We start from the raw sequence: 25669 nt of genomic DNA, 5'->3' as shown, positions 1-25669 counted from the left end.
CCGGCTCCGGAATTCACCGCAGGCGAATACGTGGAGCCCGCGACGCCGGGCGAAGATGCGGTGGCCGAGGCGTTCGCCGAGGTGCTGGGTGTGGAGCGCGTGGGTGTGACCGACAGCTTCTTCGATCTCGGCGGCAATTCGTTGTCGGCGATGCGGTTGGCGGCCCGTGCCGGCGAGGCACTGGACGCCGAGGTGACGGTGCGGCACGTCTTCGAGGCGCCGTCGGTCCGCGAACTCGTCAACACCGTCCGCAGCGCGGGCCGCGCTCTGCCGCCCATCGCGGCGGCTGACCCCCGGCCCGAGTTCATTCCGCTCTCGTTCGCACAGCAGCGGATGTGGTTCATCAACCGCCTGGAACCGACGTCGGGCATGTACAACATCCCCGCGGTGCTGCGATTGACCGGTGAGCTCTCGGTCGAAAGCCTGGAGCATGCCGTCGCCGACGTCGTCGCACGTCACGAGGTGCTGCGGACCACGTTCCCCGAACACGACGGAACGCCGTACCAGCAGATCACACCGACAGCGGAGACCACCGTCGACTGGCGGATCGTGGACTCCGAGCGCGGAATCCAGGAAGCGGTCTTCGCGGGCTTCGACCTGCAGAACCAGTTCCCGCTCCGCGTCCGTCTGTGGCAGGCCGCGGAGAACGAGTACGTCCTGGCCGTCGTGGCCCATCACATCGCCTCCGACGGCGAGTCGATGGCACCGCTGGTCCGCGACCTGGTGATCGCCTACGGCTCTCGCGCCGCTGGACAGCAGCCGCCGTTCACGCCGCTCGAGGTCCAGATCGCCGACTACGCGATCTGGCAGCGCGAGGTCCTCGGCGCGTCCGACGACGCATCGTCGGTCCTCGGCAAGCAACTCGGGTATTGGCAGGAACGCCTGAGCGGCCTTCCGGCCGTCATCGAACTGCCCACCGATCGCCCACGACCCGCGGTCGCCAGCGGTCGGGGAGCCTTCGTCGAGTTCGAGATCCCCGCCGACGTGGCAGAGAAGATCGCCGAGCTCGCACATGCGGCACAGACGACGCAATTCATCACCGTGCACGCGGCGCTCGCCGTGCTGCTCGCACGGATGAGCGGGCAGGACGACATCGCGGTCGGCACCCCGGTCGCCGGTCGCGGCCAGCGGGTCCTCGATCCGCTGGTCGGCATGTTCGTCAATATGCTGACGCTGCGCTCAGACATCCGCCCGGACAGTCGCTTCCGCGAGGTGATCGCGCAGACCCACGCGGGCGACATCGAGGCATTCTCGAACGCCGACGTGCCGTTCGAGGAGGTCGTCGACTCCCTCGACGTCGCGCGATCTCAGTCGTTCGCGCCGCTCAGCCAGGTCTGGCTGAGCGTCGACGAGCGGGCGACCGAGGCAGAGCCGCAGACGGGACCGCTGACCGTGGAGCCGGTCGGGATCACCGACTCGCCCGCCAAGGTGGACCTGCACGTGCAGATCGGCACGACGGCTCCCGGTCCGTGGCACGGCGGAATCCTGTACGCGACCGACCTCTACGACGAGGCCACCGTGCACGAGCTCGCCGAGCGCTTCGTCGCCGTTCTGCGACAGGTGTCCACCGATCCCGAGATCGCGCTGCACGACATCGCCTTGGGCGGTGCCGAAGGGCTCGTTCCGGTCTCCGGAGGCGAGCCGACCGAGCCGGTGCTGCTGGCCGACCTGTTCCGGCAGGCCGCGCACCGAGCACCGGAGACCGTGGCCGTCGTCGACGGCAACGGTGCCTCGCTCACCTACGCGGAGATCGACGCGGCGTCTAACCGTCTCGCGCGCTGGCTCACCCACAGGGGAGTGGGGCCGGAGAAGCCTGTCGCCCTCGCCATCGGTCGCTCGGTGGAGCTGGCCGTCGCGATCTGGGCGGTCGCCAAGACCGGTGGCGCCTACGTGCCGGTGGATCCGACCTACCCCGCCCAGCGCGTCGCGGGCATGGTCGAGGACTCCGGCGCCGTGATCGGCCTGGCCGTCGAAGCATCGGGTGCACTGCCATCCGGAGGCTTCGACTGGATCAGGCTCGACGACGAGGCGGTCTCGGCGCAGATCGAGTCCGCCTCCGCGACGAGCCTGGACCTGCCGACCGGCATCACGGCGGCGAACTTGGCGTACATCATCTACACGTCCGGTTCGACGGGCCGCCCGAAGGGCGTCTCGGTGACACACTCCGGCCTCGCCAACTTCGCGGCGCAGGAGTCCCTGCGATTGAACGCCGGCGAGAAGCCGGTGGTCCTCGGGTTCGCATCGCCGAGCTTCGACGCGTCGGTGCTCGAGTACCTGCTGTCGGTAACGAATGCGGGCACCTTGGCGTACCGGCCCGACGACGCCGTCGGCGGCGAGGCGCTGGAGGAGTTCATCCGCGCCCACGGCGTGACGCACACCTTCCTGACTCCATCAGTGCTGGCCACCGTAGTTCCGGAACGGGTGCCGTCGCTGAAGTCCATCGCCATCGGCGGTGAAGCCGTTCCGCAGGCGCTGGTGGGCAGGTGGGCGTCGACGCACGACGTGCACGACCTCTACGGACCCACCGAGACAACCATCGGCATCACGATCAGTGCGCCGATGTCCGCGGACGCTCCGGTTCGTCTCGGTCCGCCGATCGGCGGCGTGGACCTGCTGGTGCTCGACGAGCGCCTGCGCCCGGTTCCCGTCGGGCTGCCTGGCGAGCTGTACGCGGTCGGTGGCGCACTCTCGCGCGGGTACGTGGACCGTCCGGGGCTCACGGCGGAACGCTTCGTCGCCAACCCGTACGGCACCGGCCGCATGTACCGCACCGGCGATGTGGTCCGGTGGGTACGTAGCGCCCATGACCAGGTGGAGCTGGAGTACTACGGTCGTTCGGACGATCAGGTGAAGCTGCGTGGTCTGCGCATTGAACTCGGCGAGATCGAAGCCGTTCTCGCCGACCATCCGGCGGTCGAGTCCGCGGTGGTCCTCGGTGTCGGCGGCGACGCCGCTACCGGAGGGGCGGTCGCCACTGCGCTCGCCGCATACCTGGTGGCAGATGCCGGCACCGACGTGGCTGAAGTCAAAGCCTTCGCCGCCCAGCGTCTTCCCGCGTACATGCTGCCGTCGTCCATCACGGTGCTCGATGCGTTCCCGCTCACGCCGGTCGGGAAGCTCGATAAGCGAGCGCTGCCCGAACCGGCGATCGAGACCGCCGAGTTCGTGGCGCCGGACGGTGCACTCGAGACGGCGATCGCGGAGGCCTTCGCGGAGGTCCTCGACGTTCCGACCGACCAAGTCTCCGCCACGACGAGCTTCTTCGATCTGGGCGGCAACTCGCTCGCGGCAGCCCGCGTCGTCTCGCGACTCCGCGAGTCCGCGAGCACTGAGATCCAGCTGGCGTGGCTGTTCGAAGACGCGTCGGTGCAGGGCCTGGCTCAGCGGATCACGACCGGTGGCGCACTGAACACGGTCCTGATTCCGCTTCGCGCGGACGGCGGCCGACCGCCGCTGTTCTGCATCCACCCGGCCGGCGGCCTCGCCTGGTTTTTCGGCGGACTGGTCCCGTACCTGGCCGACCGCCCGGTCTACGGGCTGCAGGATCCGCACGTCGTCGCCGGTGAGGAGTCGTTCCACGATGTGCCGCGGTTGGCCGAACGCTATGTGCGGGAGATCCGCGCGGTGCATCCGGGCGGCCCGTTCCATCTGCTGGGCTGGTCGATCGGTGGCACCATCGCCTACGAGATGGCACGCCAGTTGACTGCGGCGGGCCAGGACGTGGCCTACCTCGGCGTCATGGACGCCTCGCTCCGGGTGAATCCCGACGCGGTCTCCGAGGCACCCGACACGGACGCGGCCGACACGGTCAACGATCTGCTCGGCAGCTGGCGCGACCTGTTCGACCTCGGCGACGACATCCACGCATCCAGCGCGGACGAGGTCGCGGCGGTGGTCCGAACCCAGATCGCGTCGATGGGTCTGCTCGCCGAAGATCAGGTGGCGCGAGTCATGAGCAGTTTCGCCACGTCTAGCGAGATGCTCGAAGGCTATGAGCCCGGGCACTACGCCGGTGACGTCCAGTTCTTCACAGCGACGGCTGACAAGCCGGACAACGAAGCACTGGTGGGCACCTGGCGTGAGTATGTGGACGGCCGGGTGACCAACCACCTGATCGACACCCATCACCTCGGCATGGCCGACGCCGCGGCGCTCGCGGTCATCGGTCCCGAAGTGGAAGCTGAGCTCAACCGGGCGAAGCCGATTAACCTTCAGTAACGCGGTCGGGTCGCGCAGCCGATATCACACGGTGAGTGAATGAATTTCGGTGAGGGACCCGGCCGGGCGCTGAGGATCACGTGCAAAATGTGATGTGCTGTATGCGCATCTGAGGAAGGACCATCGATGACCAACCCGTTCGACGACGAAGACGGCCGCTTCTACGTGCTGGTGAACGACGAGAACCAGCACTCCCTGTGGCCGACGTTCGCCGACATCCCGGCTGGCTGGACCAAGGTCTTCGGCGAGGACAGCCGTGCGGCATGCCTCGAGTACGTCGAGAAGAACTGGACCGATCTTCGCCCCCAGAGCCTCATCGACGCGATGGAAGCCGACAAGAAGAACGCCTGATGTACCTGGAATGACGTAACGATCGAGGTCCACCTCTGCTTGTGTGACGAAAGTCTCATAAGAAACTGAGGTGGGCCTTAGTCGTATTCTCCGCGCGAACCAGCACGTTGTGCGGGTCTCATCGATGACGAAATGGTCGCCGAACTGGCACGGTTTCGACTTTTCGCGGTGGTCCTCTACCGGAGGTGTCGGGATCCGGCTAGCCTGGACGGTAGAAAAGGGCACAATCGCAGCCCGAACAGGCGGAAGACAGAGAACCCGGAAGGGTGCGGACATGAACAACTACGGCGTCGATCGCAAGGAGTGGATCCGTAACCTCAGCGTGCACCTCGCCGATCGGGCGGACGATGCTCCGTGGTTGACGGCCGTGCGCGTCGGTGGCGAAAGCGTGACGTTTGGCGACCTCGTGGATTCGCTCCACGGATACCGTCGGGTTGTCGACGCCGAGTTCATGTCTGTGGAAAGCGCCGTCACCGCAGCCGTCATGCACAACATGCCGGGTCTTTCGGAGATGCCGCCGCGCGACCTCGCTCGCTCGATGCAGGAGATCGTGAAGTGGCTCGGGCGTGACTTGCCGGCCGCGCCTGCCACACTTCGTTCGGTGGTCTGACTCGCCGCACTTCCCCTCTCCCGGATCGCGCGGGTCCAATTCGCGGCGTTACGGGCGCCTGTCTGTCGTTCGCCGAATTCAGAGTTTCGGCAGCGTGATTCTCGGGCTCGCATGTCTTGGAGTCTTCGTCGTCGCTCCGGCGAGAATGGCAGACTTCGTTTCGCTGACCGCGGAGTGGTGGCCCTGGCTGAGTGCCATCGTCATCGTCGCCATCGCGGTGGTCCTCATCGCCATCGGCATATCGCGGGACACCGATCGCCTCGCCCCGGTCGCCTATCTCAGCGCTTCGGCCTACGTGGCGGTGGTGCTCATGTGGTTCATCGGTTGGAACGGCACCACTGTCCCCGCCTCGGGCGCGAGGCTCGAACTCTGGGTCATTTTCATCCCGCAGATCATCGGCTGTGTGCTGGTGATGGCGGGATGCCTGACGTCGGCCGTGGCGATGGTTCTCGTCGGTGGCGGTGTGAGCTTGGGTGTCGCAGCCACCGCGTCCGGGCAGTGGCAGTGGATCGATGTGGTCCAAGCAGCCTGGCTACTGGCGTTGACCTGCCTGTATCAGGTGATCGCCTGGGCGGTGATGGCCGGGGCGCGGCGATTCGACGACCACCGTGATGCTGCCGCCGCTGAGGCGGTGAACCGGTTGCATCACGAGGCGCGCGGCGCCGAACAGCGACGACTGGATGCGATGCTCCACGATCGACTGATCTCCCTCCTGTTGGCGCTGCGCCCGGGACCGGTGACTCCCGCGGGTGCGAAGGCCATCACCGAGGTTCTCGACGAGATCGCCGAATGGCGTCTCGGTGGCACGCCGGCCCGTACACGAGTACCCGCGACGGACCTGGTCCAGCGTCTTCGTTTGGCGGTCGATGAGCTCGGCGACGACGTCGAGACCGTGATCGTGGGCGACACGGACGCGGATTATCCGGCGGAGGCCGCCGATGCGATCATCGATGCCGCCTGTGAGGCGGTCCGCAACGTGCATCGGCATGCCGGGCAGGCGGCGGCGTGCGCGGTGGTGTGCGAGGTCCGCGACGATTCCATCTCGGCGCTTGTCATCGACGACGGAATCGGATTCGAGCCCCAGACTGTGCCGGCGAATCGCATCGGCGTGGCGTTCGGCATCATCGAACGGATGGACGCTGTGGACGGAGGCCGCAGTCGGTTGGACAGCGCGCCGGGCAGCGGCACCAGGGTAGAACTGTCGTGGACTGCGCCCGGACGGGCCCGATGACTCGCGGGCCGTTGCGGCGAGAACTCGTTGCCGAACCGATCATCGGCGGAGTCGCACTGGTTGCTGCTGTCGTCGCCTACCTGGCGGTGCTGACCGGCGCCGTCGCCATCATCGGCGCGGCGGAGGGCATGACTGCGTCGTTCTGGTTCGGCGTCGCCATCGCACTGATCTGCTACAGCGCGGCCTTCGCGGTTTGTCTCTACCCGCCGCCCGGTGCACTGTCGCGTCGTGCGGCGATCGCCGCGACGGGCCTGGTGGTGGCGGGGCAGACGGCGACGTGGGGGACGGCGGTGATCGACCGTGCTCCCAATATCGGAATCTACGAACCTTTGATCGCCACCGCCTACGCGATCTTCGTGACCATCATCTTCCGCAATCACCTGCGGGTGGCCTGGTTCGGGTTCGTCGCTGGCCTGGCCGTGACGCTGCTTCTCGGTCCGCACAGTGGTGACGGCGATTGGTGGACGCCGCTGGAAACCACCAGCCTGGTCGTAGTCCTTGTGGTGTCCGCGGCATCGCTTGCGCTCACGCCGCTGCTCGGTGAGATCGATGCACTCGCGATCCGTCGTCGACGGCTCGCCGCAGACGACGACATCGAGCAGGCTGCTGTCGCGCGGCGCGAGCAACGCATCGACCGCATCGACCGTCGGGTCCGCCCCGTCCTTGAGAACATCGTCGAGACCCGGTCGATCACCGCCGACGACGTCGCCTTTGCGCGACTGGCCGAGTCGCGGCTTCGCGACGGGATCCGCGCCCCGGCGTTCGACACCGCCGCGATTCGCGACGCGGTCTGGCGTGCGCGCGCTCGCGGAGTGTCGGTGACGCTCCTGGACGATGGCGGTCTGCGTGCCCTGGCCGAAGAAGACACCGCGGACTTCCTCGCCGAACTGCTTCCGTTGCTCTGCGCTGAACTGGATGCGCTGGCCGAGGGCGAGATCATCGCCCGCGTGGCCCCAGCGGGCCGTTCGCCCATTGCTACGGTGACCATTGTGCTGCGCGGAACGCGACGGCGTGTGGAGTTCGGCTGTGACGGCCGAGTGGCCCGGGTGGTGCAGGTATGAACGAGCTTCGGATGCAGCGCGGCGCCGCCGTCTGTATGGCGGTGACGACGCTGATCGTCGCCGCGCTGATCCCACTGGGCTGGGCTAATGCGACGTCTATTGTCGACACCTGGTGGGTGCCGGTCAGCGTTGGGCTGGTGGTCGCGGCGGTGGTGGCACTGGCTGCGGAGGCGATCAAGGGGTCTGGGCGCCGCATCGGTCCGCTGGCGGTGATGCTCGGCCTGGCGAACTTCGTCGGGCTGGGGCTGTTCTTTGCCGCGTGGACCGGTGATGCACTGTCGCCGGCCATCGGGTCGCCGCCGCTCTGGCCCGCGAACACCGTCCTCTTGCCTGCCATCGTGCTGGCGACGGTCTACCGGCCGCGGGTCACCGTCATCTACACTGCAGGCGCGCTGCTGCTGCTCGGAACCGCGCAACAGTTCGTGAAGCAGGGCGAGTGGGGCCTGCTCGCGTACACGAACGCCTTGCTGACCGCGTCGCTCATGGGGGTGGTGATCACGATGGAATACGCCGTGATGGCCGCGGTCCGGGCGTCCGATCGCCGCCGGATACAGGTCTTGACAGCGAGTGCGCGGGCGGCGAGCCGAGCGGCACGCAGCGCCGAACGCGAGCGACTCGACGCGGTGGTGCGCGACCGGGTGATCGCCGACCTGCGCGTGGTGTCCGCGGGGGTGCCCGACGTCGACCACCGCGAGCAAGCGGCTCTGACGTTGTCGGCACTCGATGGATTGGAGCAGTCCACGACCGGTGGGCGGACCTCGGAGGTCTCGGCCGCCGAGACGGTTCTGCGATTGCGCGAGGCCGTCAATGCGCTCGGCGACGACACCCATATCGATCTTCAGGTCGCCGACCCCGAAGCGCGCTATCCGTACCCGCTCGTCGAGGCGCTGGTCGACGCGTGCGTCGAGGCGGTGGAGAACGCGGTGCAGCATGCGGGTCGAGACGCGTCTCGCGGTCTCATCGGCGTTCTCGGACCAGACCTGGTTCGGATCAGGATCGTCGACGGCGGCGTGGGCTTCGACCCGCTGCGGGTGCGTCCCGATGGAGCAGGCATCGAACTCGGAATCCGGCAGCGCATGCAGGCCGAACCCGGCGGCGGGGCCTGGGTGGAGTCTGCCGTGGGCGAGGGCGCCATGGTGTCACTGGAATGGCGGCGACCGTGATGCGCGCGCCCCGACCACCGCAGACGATGGTCACCATGCTGGGGCTGAACCGGTCCAGCTTCCGCATCGCGGTCACCATGGTGATGGTGGTCTACGTGGCAGTCGGACTGCTGCTTCCCGATCTGCATCAGCCGCCGCTGGAACAGACGGTGGCGATCGCTGGGTCGGTCGGCCTGGCCGTCGCGCTGTGGCTCACGGCCCGTGGCGACGAGGACCCGATCCGGCTGACGCCGACCGTCGTCGCCGTTCTTCTCGGCGCGGCGTCGGCGGCCGCCGTGTGGTGGTCGCTGCCCGCAGGCCCAGGGAACTGGGTCCGTCCGGGAGCGCCGTTCGTCGCGTACGCGATCGCGGTGATCCTCGTGGCGGTACGGGGGCGCATCGTCTGGGCCTGGATCGGGCTGGTGTTGACGTCCGCGACGGCTGTCGTCGCCATGACGATGTGGGGGTGGGGCAGTGGGACGGCGGCCCAAGTCGCCGTTCGCATGCTGGTGTCGTTGGTGCCCGTCATCCTGGTGATGGCATTCGTCCGGCCGCTGCTGACCTTCTCGAGAGTCCTCGACCGTCGAGAGATCGCGGCGGTCGAGGCCGAGGCAGCGCAGGCGGGCACGGCCCAGCAGCGACGACGGCAACTGGCCGACCTCAACGACGACGTCCGGCCGATCCTCGAGAAGGTCGCGGCGGGCGAGGAGATCTCCGTGGCCGAGGCGGCCCGCGCTCACCTGCTGGAGTACGCGTTGCGGGACGGTGTCCGTGGAGCCGGGTGGATGTCGCCACAGGTCGGCGACGCGGTGAACCGGGCGCGTCGCCGAGGAGTCGAGGTGCGGGTGTTCGACGACCGGACCGCGACCTGCGCTCGGCAGTTCGACGTCGACGTGCTCCGCGCCGAACTGGTCGCCGTGCTCGACGACACGGCAGACGGCGCTGTCACCGCTCGCCTGCTGCCGCGCGGTCGCGACGCCGTCGCAGTGATCGCCGTCAATCAGGAGAATCGGGTGCACCGCTCGTACTGCCGCGTGGCCGGGTCCGGCCACGCACAGTGGGAAGACGAGAACGGCGGCGCCGCCTCGATGTGAGGTCGACGCCGCCGGTCATCGGGGACAGGCTGTGCGGGTCAGCGGCCCATCGAAGTCAGCGTGGTGACGGCCGGACCCGCGAGCTTCCACTCGCCGTCCTTGCGCACCAGCGCCAGATCCAGATCGACCGGCTCCGGGGCGTGCGGCGACTTGACCGCGGTGACGGCGATCGCCTTGTCCTGGCCGTCGGCCTTCACACTTTTCACCGTGTAGACGTCGGGCGTGTACCCGGCCTTCTCGGCGCCCTTGGCGAAGCCGTTCAAGGCCTGCGCGACGCCGGGGAGCGAGGTGTCGAGGACCTTCTCCAGATCGTCGAGCGAGGTGTCGGCGCTGACCGCGGTACGGATGATGACCTGCGCCTGCGCGGCGTCCAGTCCGTCGACGGCCTCGCCGGTGGTCGCGGCGTCGGTGCTGGTGGCCTCGGCGCTCTGCGTCGTGGAAGTGGCAGCGGCGGAATCGTCGTCGCTGCTGCAGGCGGTGAGCACGGTGGCGACGGCGGCCACGGCGACGACCGCGGCAGCGGGGCGGCGGAGCTTACGGGAAATGGTCATGGCTCTCCTTCGAAACGGTTTAGGTTAGCCTAACAGGATCGATTGATCTCACTCGCCGGGCGTGAGCACCGTCGCATCGTCGAAGGTCATCGACAGGTCGGCCACCGAACTCGACATCAGGGCGGTGCGGCCCAGCTGTAGCCGGCGGAGTTCGTCCGCGATGGGATGGTCGCCGAGTGTCAGCGTCGCACCGCCCAGGCGGGTGCGGGTGCCGACGGTCGCGTCCAGTTGCCACGGGGTTCGGCGGGTGATGCCGTCGAGCTGCGAATATGCCTGGAGGACCGCGCCGCCCGCGGCACTCGGGACGGCCAGTCCGTGCTTGACGCGTAGATCGACGATCAGACGGCCGTCCTGACTCACCCGCCCGTGCTTCGTGGGCGAATCGTGGTTGACGTCGAAGTCGGCGAGCACCTTCGGGAAGCCCCAGATGCCGCGCCCGGCCGCCATCGTGAACTCGCCGTCGACGGGCAACTCGTGAATCAGCGCGTGCGCGTCGCCTGCGCCGAGTGCACGAAGCGCGCGCATCGGGGAGGCTGCGGCGCCGGGTGGCTGCATCAAGAAGCAGACGCCGAACTCGTGGTACGGCCCCAAGTCGCCGTCGAGGTACTGGACGAACACCAGCATGGCGAGCGAACGACCGCGACGAATCTCGAGGGGAGCGAGGTCGGTGGCGCCGCGTCGATCGATGGCGGCACGGACGGCGTCGATCGAGGCGGTGTAACCGGCGACGAAGCAGCGGGCCGACCGAATCCGGACCGGCATCGTGATGACCGAATCGAAAACATGATGCACCGAGGAGACTGTCATACGCCTCACGCTACGAGGTCTGATACGCGGCGAGCAGCAGATTTCTGATGGCCAGGCACGGAATCGCAGGAGACTTTCGTCCTATGAACGGAGGAACGGCCCCGGAATTGTCGGAGGAGTCCGATACTTTAAACAAGCCACCACGGTGGGCGAGGGGCGTGAGGAGTGACGAGTTCGATGGACCATCGCAGCAGCGGAACAACAACTGATGTGGGTACCGTGCGGATCGGCATGGTCGACGACCACCAATCGCCGGTCTGGGGCATCGAGCGCATCCTCGAGCGTCAAGACGACCTCACCTTGATCGGGTCGGCGCCGACCGTCGGCGACCTCCTCACCGAGCATCCCGACCTCGACGTCGTCATCCTCGACCTGCGGCTCAACGACGGCACCACCCCGCGAGAGAACGTCAACACTCTGTCCGAACACGGGATCGTGACGGTCGTGTACACCTCGGGTGAGCACCCCGACCTCCTGCGGTCGGCGGCCCGCGCCGGAACGCTCGGCGTGGTGCTGAAATCGGCGTCCGAGGACGAGATCCTGGCAGCGCTCCGCGCCGCGGCCTCCGGCGAGGAGGTCCTCACCACCGAGTGGGCGGCCGCCATCGACGGCGACCCGAACCTGGACGCCGTCGATCTCAGCCCGCAACTGCAACGCGTCCTCACGCTGTACGCGTCCGGCGGCACCTCCGCCAGTGTCGGCTCCGAACTCGGCGTCACCCCGGACACCGTCAACGAGTATCTGAAGCGGATCCGGCAGAAGTACGTCGATGCGGGACGCCCGACGCGCACCAAACTCGACCTCTTCAAGCGCGCCGTCGAGGACGGGTGGCTGCCGATGCCGCACCGCAGCCGCGCGGATTAGAGCACTGGCCGCCGGATACCGATTCCCGAGCGTTCGGTCGTTCGGACGCACTTCGGCTCGCACCCGTGACGTTCTGCGATCGCCGCGCTATGTTCACTGCACGGGGCCAACCCGGCGACTCTACCGGTGAGTCGGATCGCAAAGGTGGGCAGGGAGATTGGACGCTGCCGTCGACGTCGGCGCATCAGAGGATGCGTCCGACGCACTCAAGGCCGTCGCCTCCGGACCCGTTGACTCTGACCGCGCAGCCTCGTCCAGCGAGCACGCACGGATCCTCGTCGCCATGGCGCGCCTCGTCGGCGCCGGTTTCTGCGCGTATCTCCTCACTTCCATTCCGCTGTTCGGCCAACCCCCGGGGCTGGTCGCAGACTGGTTCACCCCGGTCGGAGCGGTCGTCGCCTTCGGTCCGGGCGTCGCGCTCCTCGTGATCGCGTTCATCCCCGCCTGCCATCACCTCATTCCCGTCGCTGCCATCGCCTGCAGCGGGGGCTACCTGCTGGCCTGTGGACTGTGGTTCGTGGCGTGGAACGGCTGGGAGGCCGACGCGGAGCAGGTCACCTGGCTGATGAGCTTCTCCGGCCTTCCGAGTCTGGCCTGGGTGCTGGTCCGCCCGGGACGCGAGGCGGTGGCCGTCCTCATCGTCTGCGCGAGCGTCGCGGCGCTCATCACCGACACCGGCCGCGCCGACGTGATCGAGACGAACGTCGTGATCGAGGCGACGTGGACGATCGTGTTCACCCTGTGTTTCCTGCTCGCTGCCGGCCGCGTCGTCCGCACCGGCCGGCTCCTCGATCACACGCGGGACGGTGCCATGCGTGCGGCCGGTCGGGCAGCGGCCGTCGCCGCGCGCAACACCGAGCGCGCCCGATTCGACGCCCTGATCCACGATCATGTGACCGCCACGCTGATCGCGGCGTACAGCGATCCGGACGAGCCCCGGCTGCCGCACCAGGCGGCCCGCGCGTTGGCCCAACTGCAAGAGGTGGCGACCGGCTCGGTCGACCACGGCGATCTGACCGCGGCCGAGACGCTGGGTCGCCTGCGTGCAGCAGTCACGTCGATCGATCCCGAGATCTCCGTCGTGATCCGGCGCGACGGGGTCGACCCCCAGGATGCGCGCTATCCGTCACCGGTGGTGCGCGCTCTCGGCGAAGCGGTGGGGGAGGCCGTCCGGAACAGCGTGGGGCACGCGGGCCCGGACGCGGAGTGCGCGGTCCTCATCGAGACCGGCCCCGATACGCTGCGCGTCACCGTCGTCGACGACGGTGACGGTTTCGATCCGTCAGCGGTCCCGCCGGAACGCTTGGGGGTCGAAGTCAGCATCCGGCAACGGCTTCGTGAGGTGACCGGCGCTCAGGCGCGATTGAGCAGCGCTCCGGGGGAGGGCACCGCCGTCCAGCTGGGGTGGGAGAGACGGTGACGCGCCCGACCGAGTGGTGGTGGCACCAGCCGCCGCGCAACGACGCCTCCGCGATCATGGGGATGCAGACCGGATTCGCGGCTGCCCTCAGTCTCGGGGTGTGGCTGGTCTGCCTGGTCCTCGGGTTCGCCGCGGGCGGTGTCACCAGTCCGCTCCTGTACCTCGGTGCGATGCTCCTGCTGTTGGCGACCGTCGGAGTGCTGCTCAGTGCACCGCGCGACCCCGTCGTGCTCTGGGCGACCGCCGTCATCGTGATCGTCCCACCGCTCGCGATCGTCGTGGCAGTCCCCGGGTTGACGCATCGCCCGGGCATGGCGTACGTCACCTTGACCGGCATCAGCGCCATCGTCGTCGCCTTCCTCGCCGTCCGTGGGCGCGCTGTCGCGGCGTGGGTCGGATACGGATTGGGCCTGGTGGTCGCACTGCTCGCCGATCAGGTCGCCGGACCGCAGTCGGCGTTGCTCACGATGCAGGCGCCGAACTTGGCAGCGGTGCTGATGGCGACCATCTTCGCTGCGATCGTGCGTCCCCGGGCGCGTCAGTTCTATGGGTTACGCGAGCAGACCGAGCGAGAGGCGGCGGCGCGGTCCGCGGAGGAGGCCACCCTGGCTGTGCGCGACCAGCAACTCTCCCGACTGGACGACGGTGCGCGGCCACTCCTGGATCGAATCGCCACCGACGACGGCCTCACTGCCTCCGAAGTGCAGCGGTGCCGCTTGGTGGAGGCGCAGTTGCGCGATCGGATTCGTGCACCGGGATTCGATTTGCCCGCCGTGGCGAATGCCGTGTGGCGCGCGCGGGCGCGCGGTGCGTCGGTGCTGTTGTTCGACGACTTCGACATCGCGGCGGGCATGCCGGACCCGTCCGCGCTCGGCGAAGTGGTCGATCGGCTGGTCTCGGTGCTGCGCGACGCGGTGAGCGGCGACGAGGTCACTGCGCGGCTACTGCCGCGCGGTCGAACACGGTTCGCGACCGTGTCGGTGGCGCGACAAGGGCGGGTCGTCCGATTCGAGTTCGACGCCCGCGGGCAGGAATCAACGGTCGGGAACCGGCCCTGAACAGGTTGTTCGATAGAACTCCGCGCGACCGGGAGCAGTCGCCATGACCTCATTTCGGGTGTCCCTATTTCTGGGTCTACCGGCATCGGGCGAACCTTCGTAATGTTCTCAGTGATCCTGAGCGATTCTCAGCTTGGGGACGATAAATCATTCGGTCGGGGACTTGCACAGGAGGATCGTTGTGAGCATTGCCGAACTCGAGATCGGAGTCAACGGCGGCATTGCGCCGCACGGGAGCAAGCCCCTCTCGCCGCGGATGAGGAAGCCGCATCTTTCGGTGGCCCCGGAGCCGCTTGCTCCCGCGCTCTCGAGGCGCGAGATCGAGGTGCTTCTGGCATGGATGGCCGCTGAGTCGAAGGAGGATGCAGCCACCAGACTGTTCATTTCGCAGTCGACGGTGAGCACCCACATCTCCCGCATCCGCGCCAAATACGCCGCGGTCGGCCGCCCGGCGCCAACCAAGGCGCACCTCCTCGCTCGCGCTCTCCAGGACGGATACACCACACTGGAAGCGTGGTGACGCGCACCTTCTCCAAGAGCGCTCGCCCGCCGCCCGACTCTCGGGACGGCGGGCGGCGGCGTTTCGTGCGCCCGGTGGTCGCTGCTCTCAGTGAGTTGGAGCGCGTCCAGATCTCCCTGGCGAGGTTCGTCGGCGGCGGTTATGTGGTCTACGCGCTGCTGGTGATTCCGCAGATGGTGACCGAGGCCGTCGACATGGTTCCGACGTGGTACCCGCCGATCGGCGCGGTGCTCGGGTTCGGGCCCGGGCTGGCGCTGCTGGCCGCCTCGCTGGTTCCGCGGTGGCGTCGTGCGATGCCGATGCTGGTGGACGCCTGCACCCTCGGTCTGATCGCGGCGGCCGTGCTGTGGCTGGTCGTCGCCCAAGGTCCAGGTGAGCACGCAGCCGTATGGGTCCTGGACTTCGCCGGCTTGGTCGGCGTGACCCTCGTCCTGCGACGATCTGTCGCGCTCTCGATCGCGGCGTTGGCGACGGGCAAACTGCTCGGCGCGGCCGTCGCCGTGACCGGAGTGCCCGATGCGGACCTCTGGTCGGCGATCGAGGAAGCGCTCTTCGGCATCGTCTTCAGTTCGGTGTTCATTCTGGTGATCAGCCAGGTGCTGCGATTGAGCGCAGAGCTGGACGCATCGCGGTCGGCCACCGAGCGGACGCTGGCGCGCGGCGTCGCCAACGTTGAGTTGGCGCGTGTCGATGCGCTGATTCACGACCACGTCCTGTCGACGTTCGTCGCCGTCGCCGCCGATCGGGACGATCCACGGGTGGTGGCACAGGCTGCGGCCGCGCTCGCGGCCATCGACAAACTGGTCGACGATGACGGTGGGGTCGGCGAGATCGACGGCCCCGAGTTCGTCGCGCGGCTCCGCGCAGTGCTCGCAGGCGTCGACGGCGATCTTGCGGTTACCGTCGAGGTCTCCGGTGACGCCGCCGTGATGCCGTCCGACGCCGTCGCCGCCATCGCCGAAGCTGCGGCCGAAGCGACTCGCAACAGTATCCTCCACGCGGGCCCGGACGCCCAACGGGCGGCGTTCATCGGCGTCTCCGCAGACCTGGTCCAGGTCGTCGTCACCGACGACGGTGTCGGGTTCGACCCCGACGCCGTGCCGAGCGATCGGCTCGGCGTGGCCCTGAGCATCCGGCACCGGGTCGGTTCACTCTCGGGCGGCAATGCCGCCGTCATCACCAGCCCCGGCAACGGGTGCACCGTCCGCCTGCGGTGGACTCCGCCGGCGGGAGGCATCCGATGATCGGCGGGGCCGGATCGTCCGGTGACGACGTCGCGTCCATCCTGCAGTTGCGGACACCGCAGGGTGCCGCCGTCGCCCTCCTGGCGTGGACGGCGTTCGTGGCCCTCGCCGCGACGAGCGGCGGGGTGCAGGAACCGGTGGTCCTCGCGCTCGGATTCGGCTCGCTCGGTCTCGGCTGGGCGCTGATCATCGGATCGCCGGGCGATCCGATGCGCATGATCGACGCTGTGACGACTGCCGTCAGCGGGGCACTCGCGTCAGCGCTGGCCGTGACGGCGATGGAGGTGACCGACCGCGGCGGACTCCTGGCACTCGGCGCGGCGCCCGCCGTGACGTTCGCACTCCTGGCGGTGCGCGGGCGGACCGCGCTCGCCTGGGCCGGGGGCATCGCGTGTGCGACGGCGATCGTCGGCGCAGCCGCGATCCGCGGTGTCGACCTCGCAGGGGTCGTCTCGATTCTGGTCCCCGGCACGTTCGGCGTGCTGGCGATGGCCACCTTCTTCGCGCTCCTCATCCGGCCTCGGGCTCAACAGATCGCCGCACTCCGTCGACGAGAGGAACGGGACGGCGACGTGGAGAGCGTCCGTCGGGTCCGGGACGCAAGGGTCGGCCGACTGCACAGTCAGGTACGACCGCTCCTGGAGTACATCGCGGCCGGTGAACCGCTCAGCGACGAGGATGTGGCGAGGTGCCGACTGGTGGAGGCGGGTCTCCGCGACCGGATCCGGGCGCCGGGGCTGGACGTGGCTGCGATATCCACGGCCGCGTGGGAGGCGCGGGCCCGCGGCGTCCGGGTGGTCCTGCTCGACGACCGTGACGCACCCTGCTGGGGTGGGGAGACGGTGGTGCTCGAGGAACTGCGAGCCGCTGCGGTCGGTGCTCTCGACGGCGCGCAGGTCGGCGCCCAAGTCACGGTGCGGCTGGTGCCGGCCGGGCGATCACTGGTCGGGACCATCGCGATCGCGGAGGACGGTCAGGTGCGCCGCACTGAGTTCACCGCGGACGATTCGACTCCGACCCCTCCGTCCGGCGCAGGTCCCTAGAGTCTCGCGCCGACGAGATCCGGTGCCAGGATTTGTCTACAATGAGATACATGCCCGCGAAGAGTCCACAGGTCAGCGATCGCACGCAGCGCGCCCTCAGCGCACTGGGCACGGCGTTGCGCACACGGCGCAAGGAGTTGGGTGTGACTGCAGCGATGACCGCGGAGTCGGCAGGGATGTCTCGGGTCACGCTGCATCGCGTCGAGTCCGGCTCCGCTTCGGTCACCGTCGGTGCCTACGCCAACGCTGCTGCCGCGCTCGGGATGCAGCTGACCTTCGGCGACCGAACGCCCGACGGTCCCGCCGCAGACGCCCCGGGCCCGGCGCGCGCGGTGCCGGGGAACGTTCGCGTCGGCGACTATCCGCAATTGCGGGCGATCTGTTGGCAACTCGGCCAGGGCGCTGAACTGTCTCGCGAAGAGGCCTTGCACCGGTACGAACGCGGGTGGCGTCACGTCGACCAGGATGCGATGACCGACCGTGAGCGCACCTTCATCCAGGGGCTCGCTGACGAGTACGGCGGGGGACTTCTCCTTGTTTGATCGACCGCATCACAATCGGGTCGCCCGCATCCTCGAAGCGTTCGACGGCGGTCTCCTGGCCCAATCATGCTGCTACTTCGGTGGCGGCACCGCGATTGCATTGCGCTACGGTGAATTCCGCGAATCCGTCGACATCGACCTCCTGGTCTCGGATCGTGGTGGCTACGGTTCGCTTCGGGAACGTGTCCATCAGGCACGGTCTATCAATGCACTGACGATCCACCCATTGACCGAGCTGCGCGTGCCCATCACCGATCAGTACGGCGTCCGCACCATCGTCGAGGTCGATAGCGAACCGATCAAGGTCGAGATCGTGGCCGAAGGCAGAATCGAGCTGGAGCACCCAGCTGCTCACGACGAGATCTGTGGCATCACTACGCTCACCGAACTCGACATGGCGACCACCAAACTCCTCGCCAATTCAGACAGATGGACCGACACGGCCGTTCATGCCCGAGACCTCATCGACCTGGCGATGATGGAACCGAGCGCAGACCTGTTTCACCTGGCGGTGAGCAAAGCGGAGACCGCTTACCGCTCGTCGGTGATCACGGACCTGACCAGGGCGATCGGCTACCTGCGCGACAATCCGCGTCGCCTCGACGAGTACATGACCGCACTCTCCATGCACACGACGGCCCCCGCGGTGCTCTGGCAGCGCATCAGCCGCCTGCAGCGCATCTGAAGGGCGAGGGAGCCGGCCGTGTAGGCGCACGTGCATTCGTGCTGGTCCGCACGGTTTACCGCGGGCGAACTGATTTTGCAGAGGGGTCCGCGGTGGCCTACACTAGACCGGTTGCCTGCAGCGCGTGCGCTGCGAGTCGACTGGTGAACCCACTGAAACCGACCCGAGTTCTCGGGGAAGTCCCAGGCAGGCACCTGTTTCGATGGTGACAGACCGTGTGCGTCGGGTCGGAAATCCGGCGGACATAAGTATCCAGGTCAAGGAGACTAACGCAGTGATTCAGCAGGAATCGCGGGTGCACGTCGCCGACAACACCGGTGCAAAGGAAATTCTCTGCATCCGTGTGCTCGGCGGATCGTCGCGCCGCTACGCCGGCGTGGGCGACGTCATCGTCGCCACTGTTAAGGACGCCGTCCCCGGTGGAAACGTCAAGAAGGGTGAGGTCGTCAAGGCCGTCATCGTGCGCACCGTCAAGGAGCGCCGTCGCCCGGACGGTTCGTACATCAAGTTCGACGAGAACGCCGCCGTCCTTCTCAAGAACGACAGCGACCCGCGCGGTACCCGCATCTTCGGTCCGGTGAGCCGCGAGTTGCGCGACAAGAAGTTCATGAAGATCGTTTCGCTCGCACCGGAGGTGATCTAACCCATGAAGATTCACAAGGGTGACACTGTCATCGTCATCGCGGGCAAGGACAAGGGTGCCAAGGGCAAGGTCATCGAGGCCTACCCGAAGCGTGAGCGCGTCCTCGTCGAGGGCGTCAACCGCATCAAGAAGCACACCAGCGCCTCGGCCAACGAGCGCGGTGCGGAGTCCGGCGGCATCGTGACGCAGGAGGCTCCGATCCACGTGTCGAACGTGATGATCGTCGACGCCGACGGCAACCCGACCCGCGTCGGCTACCGCCGCGACGAGGAGACCGGCAAGAACGTCCGTATCTCCCGCAAGACCGGGAAGGACATCTGATTATGACCACCTCTGAGAAGGTCCAGCCCCGCCTCAAGGCCAAGTACCGCGAGGAAATCAAGGGCAAGCTGAACGACGAGTTCAACTACGCCAACGTGATGCAGATCCCGGGCGTCGTCAAGGTTGTCGTCAACATGGGTGTCGGCGACGCCGCCCGTGACGCCAAGCTGATCAACGGTGCGGTCGCCGACCTGGCGCTCATCACCGGTCAGGCGCCGGAGATCCGCCGCGCACGCAAGTCCATCGCACAGTTCAAGCTGCGCGAGGGCATGCCGATCGGCGCCCGCGTCACCCTCCGCGGTGACCGCATGTGGGAGTTCCTCGACCGACTCGTGTCGATCGCCCTCCCGCGTATCCGTGACTTCCGCGGCTTGAGCGACCGCCAGTTCGACGGCAACGGCAACTACACGTTCGGTCTGAACGAGCAGTCGATGTTCCACGAGATCAACATCGACTCCATCGATCGTCCGCGCGGTATGGACATCACGGTCGTCACCACGGCCACCACGGACGACGAAGGCCGCGCACTGCTTCGCGCTCTGGGCTTCCCGTTCAAGAGCAACGACGCTAAGGACAACTGACATGGCAAAGAAGGCTCTGGTCAACAAGGCCAACAAGAAGCCCAAGTTCGCCGTGCGGGGCTACACGCGCTGCAACAAGTGCGGCCGCCCGCACTCGGTGTACCGCAAGTTCGGCCTGTGCCGCGTCTGCTTCCGCGACATGGCACACGCAGGCGAACTGCCGGGCGTGCAGAAGTCCAGCTGGTGACTTCTCGCCGCTGAGGCATAGCTAGACACAAGGCTCCGCTTCCCCGTTGGGGAAGCGGAGCCTTTGGCGTAGGAATCCAACGTCGGAGACGATTTCATCTGATGATGGGATTGCTGGTATACCGCTTCCTGGATAATGTGGGCGTGTGGGGTTTTGTTCTACGTCGGGGCTCTTCGCAGACCGATTGTTGTTGATTAGTCCGAGAGGTACATCGTGAAACTGAGCCTCGTCATTCCTGTTTACAATGAGGAGTCGTCAATCGGTGACTGTCTGGAAAGTGTGGCAAGACAGCAGCGCCAGTTTGACGAGTGCGTTGTAGTCGACAATCGATGTTCCGATAGCACAATGGATATTGTGCGCGAGTATCAAAACCGTATTCCTTTAAAACTGGTGTATGAATCGAGACCTGGAGTGGTTTGGGCCCGGGAAGTGGGATTTGAGGTGGCTACCGGTGATATTCTTTGCCGAATTGACGCCGATACTCGCCTCGGGCCGCAATGGTCTCGCCGAGTGGAGGAGTTCTTTGAAAAACATTCGGACTATTCGGCTGTCACTGGAATTAACTATACGTACGATACCCCTATTGATGGGTATGTCGAACGCAGTGTGAAGTCGGCGGCTGCTAAGTCGATCAGGAATGGTGCTACGGCCACAGAGACTCTGTGCGGGAACAATATGGCCATTCGGGCTGACAGTTGGAGTGATGCTCGGAAGTTTCTGCTTAACGCGCCGAACACTCACGAAGATGTTGACCTCTCCCTGGCGTTAGCGAAGGCCGGTGGACGCTCCGCGCTGTTCCCTGCATTGGTCGGTGTAGCGTCGGGGCGGAGGTTCGCAGAGCCGTTGATCGACAACGTGCGGTACCTTTACGCAAACTACCGTACCGCTAGAATGCATGGAGACTGGGGTGTCCTGTTTCGGATGTTGCTGCTTGCCCCGGTCAACATTGTATTCCTTCTTGTTATGAAGGTTCTGGTTGCTCCGTTCGATCCTGATTCGCGGGCGTGGCGTCCCTTCCGCTCGGTACGGAAAAGGCGTGTCTCTCCAGTCACTGGGGTTCGTAGGTGACCCATCCACGATGGCCATCCCGGGCGGCGATGCCAATAGGCCTTTTCGCAAGCGAGAGCACGCGGAATCTTCTTGGCTTGAGGCAGGGCGCGTGAACGGGCTCAGTTCCCGGAGTGAGCCGCCGATGAGGATCGCTGATGCCCACTAGACAGTTCTTGATTCGCGACTACGGGACGTGTGCCAATATTTCTTCAAGTTCGCTGTGCAACACCTCTATGTACCCGTCGAAGTCGCGAATATTATCGGCGTCGGCGACAATTCCGATGGTGAGGCTGTTTCCGATACTGGAGACAGTGTGATTGAGGCGGAGGCCATCGGTGACCGGGCTGATCCCGAAATTGGCGACAACCGGTGCTGAGCAAAGCTGCCAATCGCTTGCACTGCCTTTGGGGATAGTGCTGACCTTCAACTGAGTGAGGTTAGGTTTTGTCGTTCGGCTGTTGCGCCTGCTTTGAACTCGGCTGAGTGCGCGATAGATGAATCCAGGCAGTCTGGGCAATGGGTTCGCGGCCAGCTCGGCGAAACCTGGCAGTTCGAACCGTGCACGTTCGGAACGCACTGCGCGATGAATGACCTGTGCGCGTTCAGGCAACTGCAACGTACTGTGAAGAGGAACGACACCGATGGCGACTGCGTTGCGTGATTTAGGGTCTACGGCGCTACGGATTGATACCGGAACTGATGCCAGTAGCGCTTCTGGGTCATCGAGATGCCGACTGACAGCCCTGCCAACCGCGCTTAAGACGAGGTCGTTCACACTGACCGCACCGAGATTGTGTGCAGCCGCGCGGAGAGAATCGATCGAACAACTCACAACGGAGACGGCGCGGCCCTTCCCGATCGGACCGTTCAGAACGGTCGCTCTGGGTGCGTGTGGTGGCATTGACCATTCGCCAGACTTGCGTGCGGCAGTGATCTGGCGAGTATGACGCAGTAGCCGCATTACGTCGGCTGCAACGACGAATGGTCGCAGTGGTAGCCGTACGATCTCGACGGCTGTCGCCCGGGCGCGAGACAGAGACTTGCTCGCGGTGTAGCTCTGCAGTTCAGGCGTGAATAATGCCTTGGCAATTCGGGCTGAGCCAAGGCCGTCGGTCATGCAATGGTGGAAGCGGAGCACAACGACGATGTGACGTGCGGCCTTTTCGAAAGTTGGGACCCTGCGGAGAATCGCTATGCTCCAGAGTGGCCGATCATAGTCGAATGGAATCTCGTGAAGGTCAGCGAGCAATGAACAGACATCGTTCCAGTCTTGTTCTGGCCGCTCCCTGATGTGAGAGAACACGTCGAATTCGGGAGCATCCGACCAATAGGCGTCGCCGATGTCGCCATATGATCGAACGAGTCGCTGTCGCATCTCGGGAATTCCGTGCGCGCGTCTACCGAGCCACTCGATGAGATCGTCGGTCGAGACATCGGACTCAGGGAATGTGTACGCGGTCACAATCGATGGCCGATTCTTGCTCGAGTCTGTGAGTGCGTGGATTGCGTCCTGGGGTGTTGCTCGGATCGTAGACATGAGGTCACCGTAGTCTGTTCGGACTACAGTCGGCCGCGAGGTAACGCCATCTGTGGCCGTGCCGGTCGACCCTGGGATGTTTCGGACGTGTGCCGGGAGTAGGCCGTACGTGTCGTCAGTGCGAATGCTGGCTCGCAAGCGGATTGTCGTCGGGGATAGCATCACAAGAGACTGTGCCGAGTACCGAAATCGAGTTACCTCAGGGAGTACATACGTGGTCGGTTCGTGGCTGGCGGCGCCGGTGGTCAACGACGCCACGTCTGCGCTCAACTTCGGCGGGGAACTGATCGGGACCATCGCGTTCGCGGCGTCGGGTGCGCTGCTGTCGGTGCGTCGCGGGCTCGACATCGTCGGCATCATCCTGCTTGCCGGGGCCACTGCTCTCGGCGGCGGAATCATCCGCGATGTGATCATCGGTAAGATCCCGCCCACCGCATTCACCGACCTGTGGCTGATCGGCACGGCGGTCGGGACGGCCCTGGTGATCTTCTTCTGGCAGCCGCCGGCACGGTTGACGAGATGGCCGTTGGACGTGACCGACGCCGTCGGCCTGGGGATGTTCGCCGTGCTCGGGACGGTGACCGCGTATCAGCACGGGCTGTCGGCTCCGGCGGCCGCAATGCTCGGCCTGACGACCGGCGTGGGCGGCGGCATCATCCGCGACGTGCTGTCTGGACACGTTCCCGCCGTGCTGCGCCCGAACGAGCACCTGTACGCCATCCCCGCCTCCGGTGGGGCGGCAGCGACGTCGGCACTCCTGTACTTCGACGTCTACCAGGCGTGGATGGGATGGATCTGCGCCGCAGCAGTGATCGCCGTGCGCATCGGGTCACTGAAGTTCGGTTGGCACGGTCCGCGTCCCTGGTACACGACGCGGGATCGGTCCGAAGGGGACTGAGGTCACCTCGCGGCGTGAGAACTTCACCCTTGACGTGCGAACGTGGCACTCTCAAAGGTGTGGAATCCAACCTGAAGCGCGCCACGGTGATCACCGTGTCCGACCGGTCTTTCGCTGGCGAACGCGAAGACTTCTCCGGCCCGCTCGCGGCCGAACTTCTCGGCGCGGCAGGGTGGACCGCCGAAGTGATCGTGGTGCCCGACGATCAGACGGCGATCTCCAGCCTGATCGTCGAAGTGGTGGAGGCAGGCGCCCAGTTGGTCGTGACGACCGGCGGCACCGGAGTCGGCCCGCGGGACGTGACGCCGGAGGCGACGGCGTCGCTGCTGACCCTGGAACTGCCCGGAGTCGCCGAAGAGATCCGCCGCGTCGGGATCGCGTCGCTGCCGCAGGCGATGCTCTCCCGCGGCGTCGCAGGCATGCGGCGGGGAGCGCTGGTGGTCAATCTCGCCGGATCGACCGGCGCGGTGCGCGATGGTGTCCCGGTGGTCATCAGCGTTGCGCAGCACGCCGTGGATCAGGCGGCCGGAGGCGATCACTGATGATCACCGTCGCCGCGATCAGCGACACCGACCTCGACGTCGCCGCGCACCTGGCCGCAGTCGCGGCCCCGGATGCCGGTGCGACCGCCGTGTTCGTCGGGACGGTCCGCGACAACGATCCCGATGCGCAGGGGACAGTCGTCGAGCTGGAGTACAGCGCGCACCCCGACGCGGACCGATTCCTCCGGGAGATCGTCGACGGACTGGATCGGCCGGATGTGCGGATCGCCGTGAGCCATCGCGTCGGGACGCTCGGCATCGGTGGCGTCGCAATCGTCTCAGTGGTGTCGTCGGTACACCGGGCCGAGGCGTTCGAGATTAACCGCGAACTTGTCGAACGGGTGAAGGCCGAGCTGCCGATGTGGAAGAAGCAGGTCGAGAGCGACGGTTCGCACAGTTGGGTGGGATTGGGGAGAGTGATGACATGACGGCCCTGGTCGACACGTTCGGACGGGTTCATCGAGACCTGCGGATCTCGCTGACCGACCGCTGCAACCTCCGCTGCACCTACTGCATGCCCGCCGAGGGGGTGCCCTGGATTCCCAAGCCCGAACTGCTCACCACCGACGAGATCGTCACGCTCGCCAACGTGTTCGCGCGCCTCGGGATCGTCGAGATCCGGCTGACCGGCGGTGAACCGCTGCTGCGCCCCGACCTGGTCGAGGTGGTGCATCGGCTGTCCCGGATCGAGGGGGAGCATGGTCCGCTTCGGATCTCGATCACCACCAACGGCATCGGTCTTGCCCGACTCGCGCAACCGCTCGCCGAGGCCGGGTTGGAACGCTTCAACATCAGCCTCGACACCCTGCGCGCGGACCGCTTCGCAGCGTTGACCCGACGCGACCGGCTCGACGACGTTCTGGCAGGCATCGACGCCGCCCGCGCCACCGGGCTGAAGCCGCTCAAGATCAACACCGTCGCGATGCGCGGGACCAACGACGACGAACTGGTGGACCTGGTCCGCTTCGCTCAACAGCACGAGGCGCAGTTGAGGTTCATCGAGCAGATGCCGCTCGACGCGGGCCACATCTGGTCGCGCGTGACGATGGTGACGGGACAGGAGATCCTCGAGACCCTGTCCATGGAGTTCTCCCTCCAGCCGTGCGAGGGGCGTGGGTCCGATCCGGCGCAGCGGTTCGTCGTCGACGGGTCTGCCACCACGGTGGGGGTCATCGCCTCGGTGACCGCACCGTTCTGCGGCGCGTGCGATCGCGTCCGCCTCACGGCCGACGGTCAGTTGCGCAACTGCCTGTTCGCGCGGGATGAGTCTGATCTGCGGACTCTGCTGCGCGCGGGGGCGACCGCCGACGACATCGAAGCGACGATCCGCGCCTCGGTCACGGCCAAGCGGGCAGGCCACGGGATCGATGATCCGGGATTCTTGCAACCGGATCGCCCGATGTCAGCGATCGGCGGATAGCGGCGGGGCCTCCGCCCGCAAACTTCTGCTCCTATCGGACGGGCTGCCG

27 protein-coding genes are annotated in these 25669 nt (G+C 66.6%); 24 read left to right on the top strand and 3 right to left on the bottom strand.

The genetic code is table 11. The annotated features are described in order from the left end of the window. The 7 genes from GH2_RS20045 to GH2_RS20015 form a co-directional block, all read left to right on the top strand. A partial coding sequence (locus GH2_RS20045; RefSeq protein ID WP_157086167.1) for a non-ribosomal peptide synthetase occupies positions 1–4218 on the top strand: 4218 nt, incomplete at its 5' end. A 126-nt stretch (positions 4219–4344) separates the two neighbouring features. Then, a complete protein-coding gene (locus GH2_RS20040) occupies positions 4345–4569 on the top strand; it encodes an MbtH family protein (protein ID WP_066172132.1) in 225 nt (74 codons plus the stop codon). A 274-nt stretch (positions 4570–4843) separates the two neighbouring features. Then, positions 4844–5179, top strand: a complete 336-nt coding sequence (locus tag GH2_RS20035; RefSeq protein WP_066172131.1) for a hypothetical protein — start codon at positions 4844–4846, stop codon at positions 5177–5179. A gap of 145 nt (positions 5180–5324) precedes the next feature. After that, positions 5325–6410, top strand: a complete 1086-nt coding sequence (locus tag GH2_RS20030; RefSeq protein WP_157086166.1) for a sensor histidine kinase — start codon at positions 5325–5327, stop codon at positions 6408–6410. Beyond that, complete coding sequence (locus tag GH2_RS20025; protein WP_066172130.1) at positions 6407–7471, top strand: hypothetical protein; 1065 nt, start codon at positions 6407–6409, stop codon at positions 7469–7471. Before GH2_RS20030 ends, GH2_RS20025 begins: the two co-directional genes overlap by 4 nt. After that, entirely contained in the window at positions 7468–8634 is a 1167-nt protein-coding gene (locus GH2_RS20020; protein WP_066172129.1) for a sensor histidine kinase, read from the top strand. The genes GH2_RS20025 and GH2_RS20020 overlap by 4 nt, the downstream gene beginning before the upstream one ends. Further along, positions 8619–9707: a DUF8320 family protein gene (locus GH2_RS20015; RefSeq protein ID WP_066172128.1), complete on the top strand. Its 1089-nt coding sequence runs from the start codon at positions 8619–8621 to the stop codon at positions 9705–9707. Before GH2_RS20020 ends, GH2_RS20015 begins: the two co-directional genes overlap by 16 nt. 38 nt (positions 9708–9745) lie before the next feature. On the opposite strand, the gene GH2_RS20010 is transcribed toward GH2_RS20015, so the two are convergent. After that, positions 9746–10258 (bottom strand): MTB12 C-terminal domain-containing protein, encoded by a 513-nt coding sequence (locus GH2_RS20010; RefSeq protein ID WP_066172127.1) that lies wholly within the window; start codon positions 10256–10258, stop codon positions 9746–9748. A gap of 48 nt (positions 10259–10306) precedes the next feature. Beyond that, positions 10307–11065, bottom strand: coding sequence for an acetoacetate decarboxylase family protein (locus GH2_RS20005; RefSeq protein WP_066172126.1), 759 nt, complete (start codon positions 11063–11065; stop codon positions 10307–10309). Positions 11066–11242: 177 nt separating this feature from the next. Here GH2_RS20005 and GH2_RS20000 point away from each other — a divergent pair, with 177 nt between their 5' ends. From GH2_RS20000 to GH2_RS21465, 13 genes are all read left to right on the top strand, one after another. Continuing rightward, positions 11243–11929, top strand: coding sequence for a response regulator transcription factor (locus GH2_RS20000; protein ID WP_066172125.1), 687 nt, complete (start codon positions 11243–11245; stop codon positions 11927–11929). A gap of 157 nt (positions 11930–12086) precedes the next feature. Continuing rightward, the gene (locus GH2_RS19995; RefSeq protein ID WP_066172124.1) at positions 12087–13349 is read left to right on the top strand and encodes a sensor histidine kinase; all 1263 of its coding nucleotides are present in this window, start codon (positions 12087–12089) and stop codon (positions 13347–13349) included. Further along, entirely contained in the window at positions 13346–14407 is a 1062-nt protein-coding gene (locus tag GH2_RS19990; RefSeq protein WP_157086165.1) for a DUF8320 family protein, read from the top strand. The genes GH2_RS19995 and GH2_RS19990 overlap by 4 nt, the downstream gene beginning before the upstream one ends. Positions 14408–14588: 181 nt before the next feature. Then, entirely contained in the window at positions 14589–14927 is a 339-nt protein-coding gene (locus GH2_RS19985) for a response regulator transcription factor (RefSeq protein ID WP_066172143.1), read from the top strand. Continuing rightward, positions 14921–16171, top strand: a complete 1251-nt coding sequence (locus GH2_RS19980) for a sensor histidine kinase (protein ID WP_244885446.1) — start codon at positions 14921–14923, stop codon at positions 16169–16171. Before GH2_RS19985 ends, GH2_RS19980 begins: the two co-directional genes overlap by 7 nt. Next, a complete protein-coding gene (locus GH2_RS19975; RefSeq protein ID WP_066172122.1) occupies positions 16168–17214 on the top strand; it encodes a DUF8320 family protein in 1047 nt (348 codons plus the stop codon). The genes GH2_RS19980 and GH2_RS19975 overlap by 4 nt, the downstream gene beginning before the upstream one ends. A gap of 50 nt (positions 17215–17264) precedes the next feature. Further along, entirely contained in the window at positions 17265–17756 is a 492-nt protein-coding gene (locus tag GH2_RS19970) for a helix-turn-helix domain-containing protein (protein ID WP_066172121.1), read from the top strand. Continuing rightward, on the top strand, positions 17749–18441 hold the full coding sequence (locus tag GH2_RS19965) for a nucleotidyl transferase AbiEii/AbiGii toxin family protein (RefSeq protein ID WP_066172120.1): 693 nt from the start codon (positions 17749–17751) through the stop codon (positions 18439–18441). Before GH2_RS19970 ends, GH2_RS19965 begins: the two co-directional genes overlap by 8 nt. A gap of 274 nt (positions 18442–18715) precedes the next feature. Beyond that, positions 18716–19084, top strand: coding sequence for a 50S ribosomal protein L14 (rplN, locus tag GH2_RS19960; protein ID WP_066172119.1), 369 nt, complete (start codon positions 18716–18718; stop codon positions 19082–19084). A 3-nt stretch (positions 19085–19087) separates the two neighbouring features. Continuing rightward, positions 19088–19405 (top strand): 50S ribosomal protein L24, encoded by a 318-nt coding sequence (gene rplX, locus GH2_RS19955; protein ID WP_006895619.1) that lies wholly within the window; start codon positions 19088–19090, stop codon positions 19403–19405. A 2-nt stretch (positions 19406–19407) separates the two neighbouring features. Next, positions 19408–19986, top strand: coding sequence for a 50S ribosomal protein L5 (gene rplE / locus GH2_RS19950; RefSeq protein WP_066172118.1), 579 nt, complete (start codon positions 19408–19410; stop codon positions 19984–19986). 1 nt (position 19987) lies between these two features. Continuing rightward, positions 19988–20173, top strand: a complete 186-nt coding sequence (locus tag GH2_RS19945) for a type Z 30S ribosomal protein S14 (protein WP_006895617.1) — start codon at positions 19988–19990, stop codon at positions 20171–20173. A 213-nt stretch (positions 20174–20386) separates the two neighbouring features. Then, complete coding sequence (locus GH2_RS21465) at positions 20387–21241, top strand: glycosyltransferase family 2 protein (RefSeq protein WP_169802488.1); 855 nt, start codon at positions 20387–20389, stop codon at positions 21239–21241. Between the two features lie 166 nt (positions 21242–21407). Here GH2_RS21465 and GH2_RS21460 read toward each other — a convergent pair whose 3' ends face one another. Then, a complete protein-coding gene (locus GH2_RS21460) occupies positions 21408–22685 on the bottom strand; it encodes a wax ester/triacylglycerol synthase domain-containing protein (protein ID WP_169802487.1) in 1278 nt (425 codons plus the stop codon). Between the two features lie 289 nt (positions 22686–22974). Between GH2_RS21460 and GH2_RS19940 the strand changes: the two genes are divergently transcribed. Genes GH2_RS19940 through moaA form a run of 4 tightly spaced genes read left to right on the top strand, consistent with a single transcriptional unit; the run spans position 22975 to position 25620 of the window. Continuing rightward, complete coding sequence (locus GH2_RS19940; protein ID WP_244885445.1) at positions 22975–23658, top strand: trimeric intracellular cation channel family protein; 684 nt, start codon at positions 22975–22977, stop codon at positions 23656–23658. Between the two features lie 59 nt (positions 23659–23717). Beyond that, the gene (locus GH2_RS19935) at positions 23718–24200 is read left to right on the top strand and encodes a MogA/MoaB family molybdenum cofactor biosynthesis protein (protein WP_084247655.1); all 483 of its coding nucleotides are present in this window, start codon (positions 23718–23720) and stop codon (positions 24198–24200) included. After that, entirely contained in the window at positions 24200–24628 is a 429-nt protein-coding gene (locus GH2_RS19930; protein WP_066172117.1) for a molybdenum cofactor biosynthesis protein MoaE, read from the top strand. The genes GH2_RS19935 and GH2_RS19930 overlap by 1 nt, the downstream gene beginning before the upstream one ends. Further along, positions 24625–25620 (top strand): GTP 3',8-cyclase MoaA, encoded by a 996-nt coding sequence (gene moaA, locus GH2_RS19925; RefSeq protein ID WP_066172116.1) that lies wholly within the window; start codon positions 24625–24627, stop codon positions 25618–25620. The genes GH2_RS19930 and moaA overlap by 4 nt, the downstream gene beginning before the upstream one ends. The last annotated feature ends 49 nt before the right edge of the window (positions 25621–25669 follow it).

The sequence above is a fragment of the Gordonia hydrophobica NBRC 16057 genome (assembly GCF_001592365.1).
Classification (GTDB): Bacteria; Actinomycetota; Actinomycetes; order Mycobacteriales; family Mycobacteriaceae; genus Gordonia; species Gordonia hydrophobica.
This window is presented reverse-complemented; position numbering and strand designations above follow the sequence as displayed.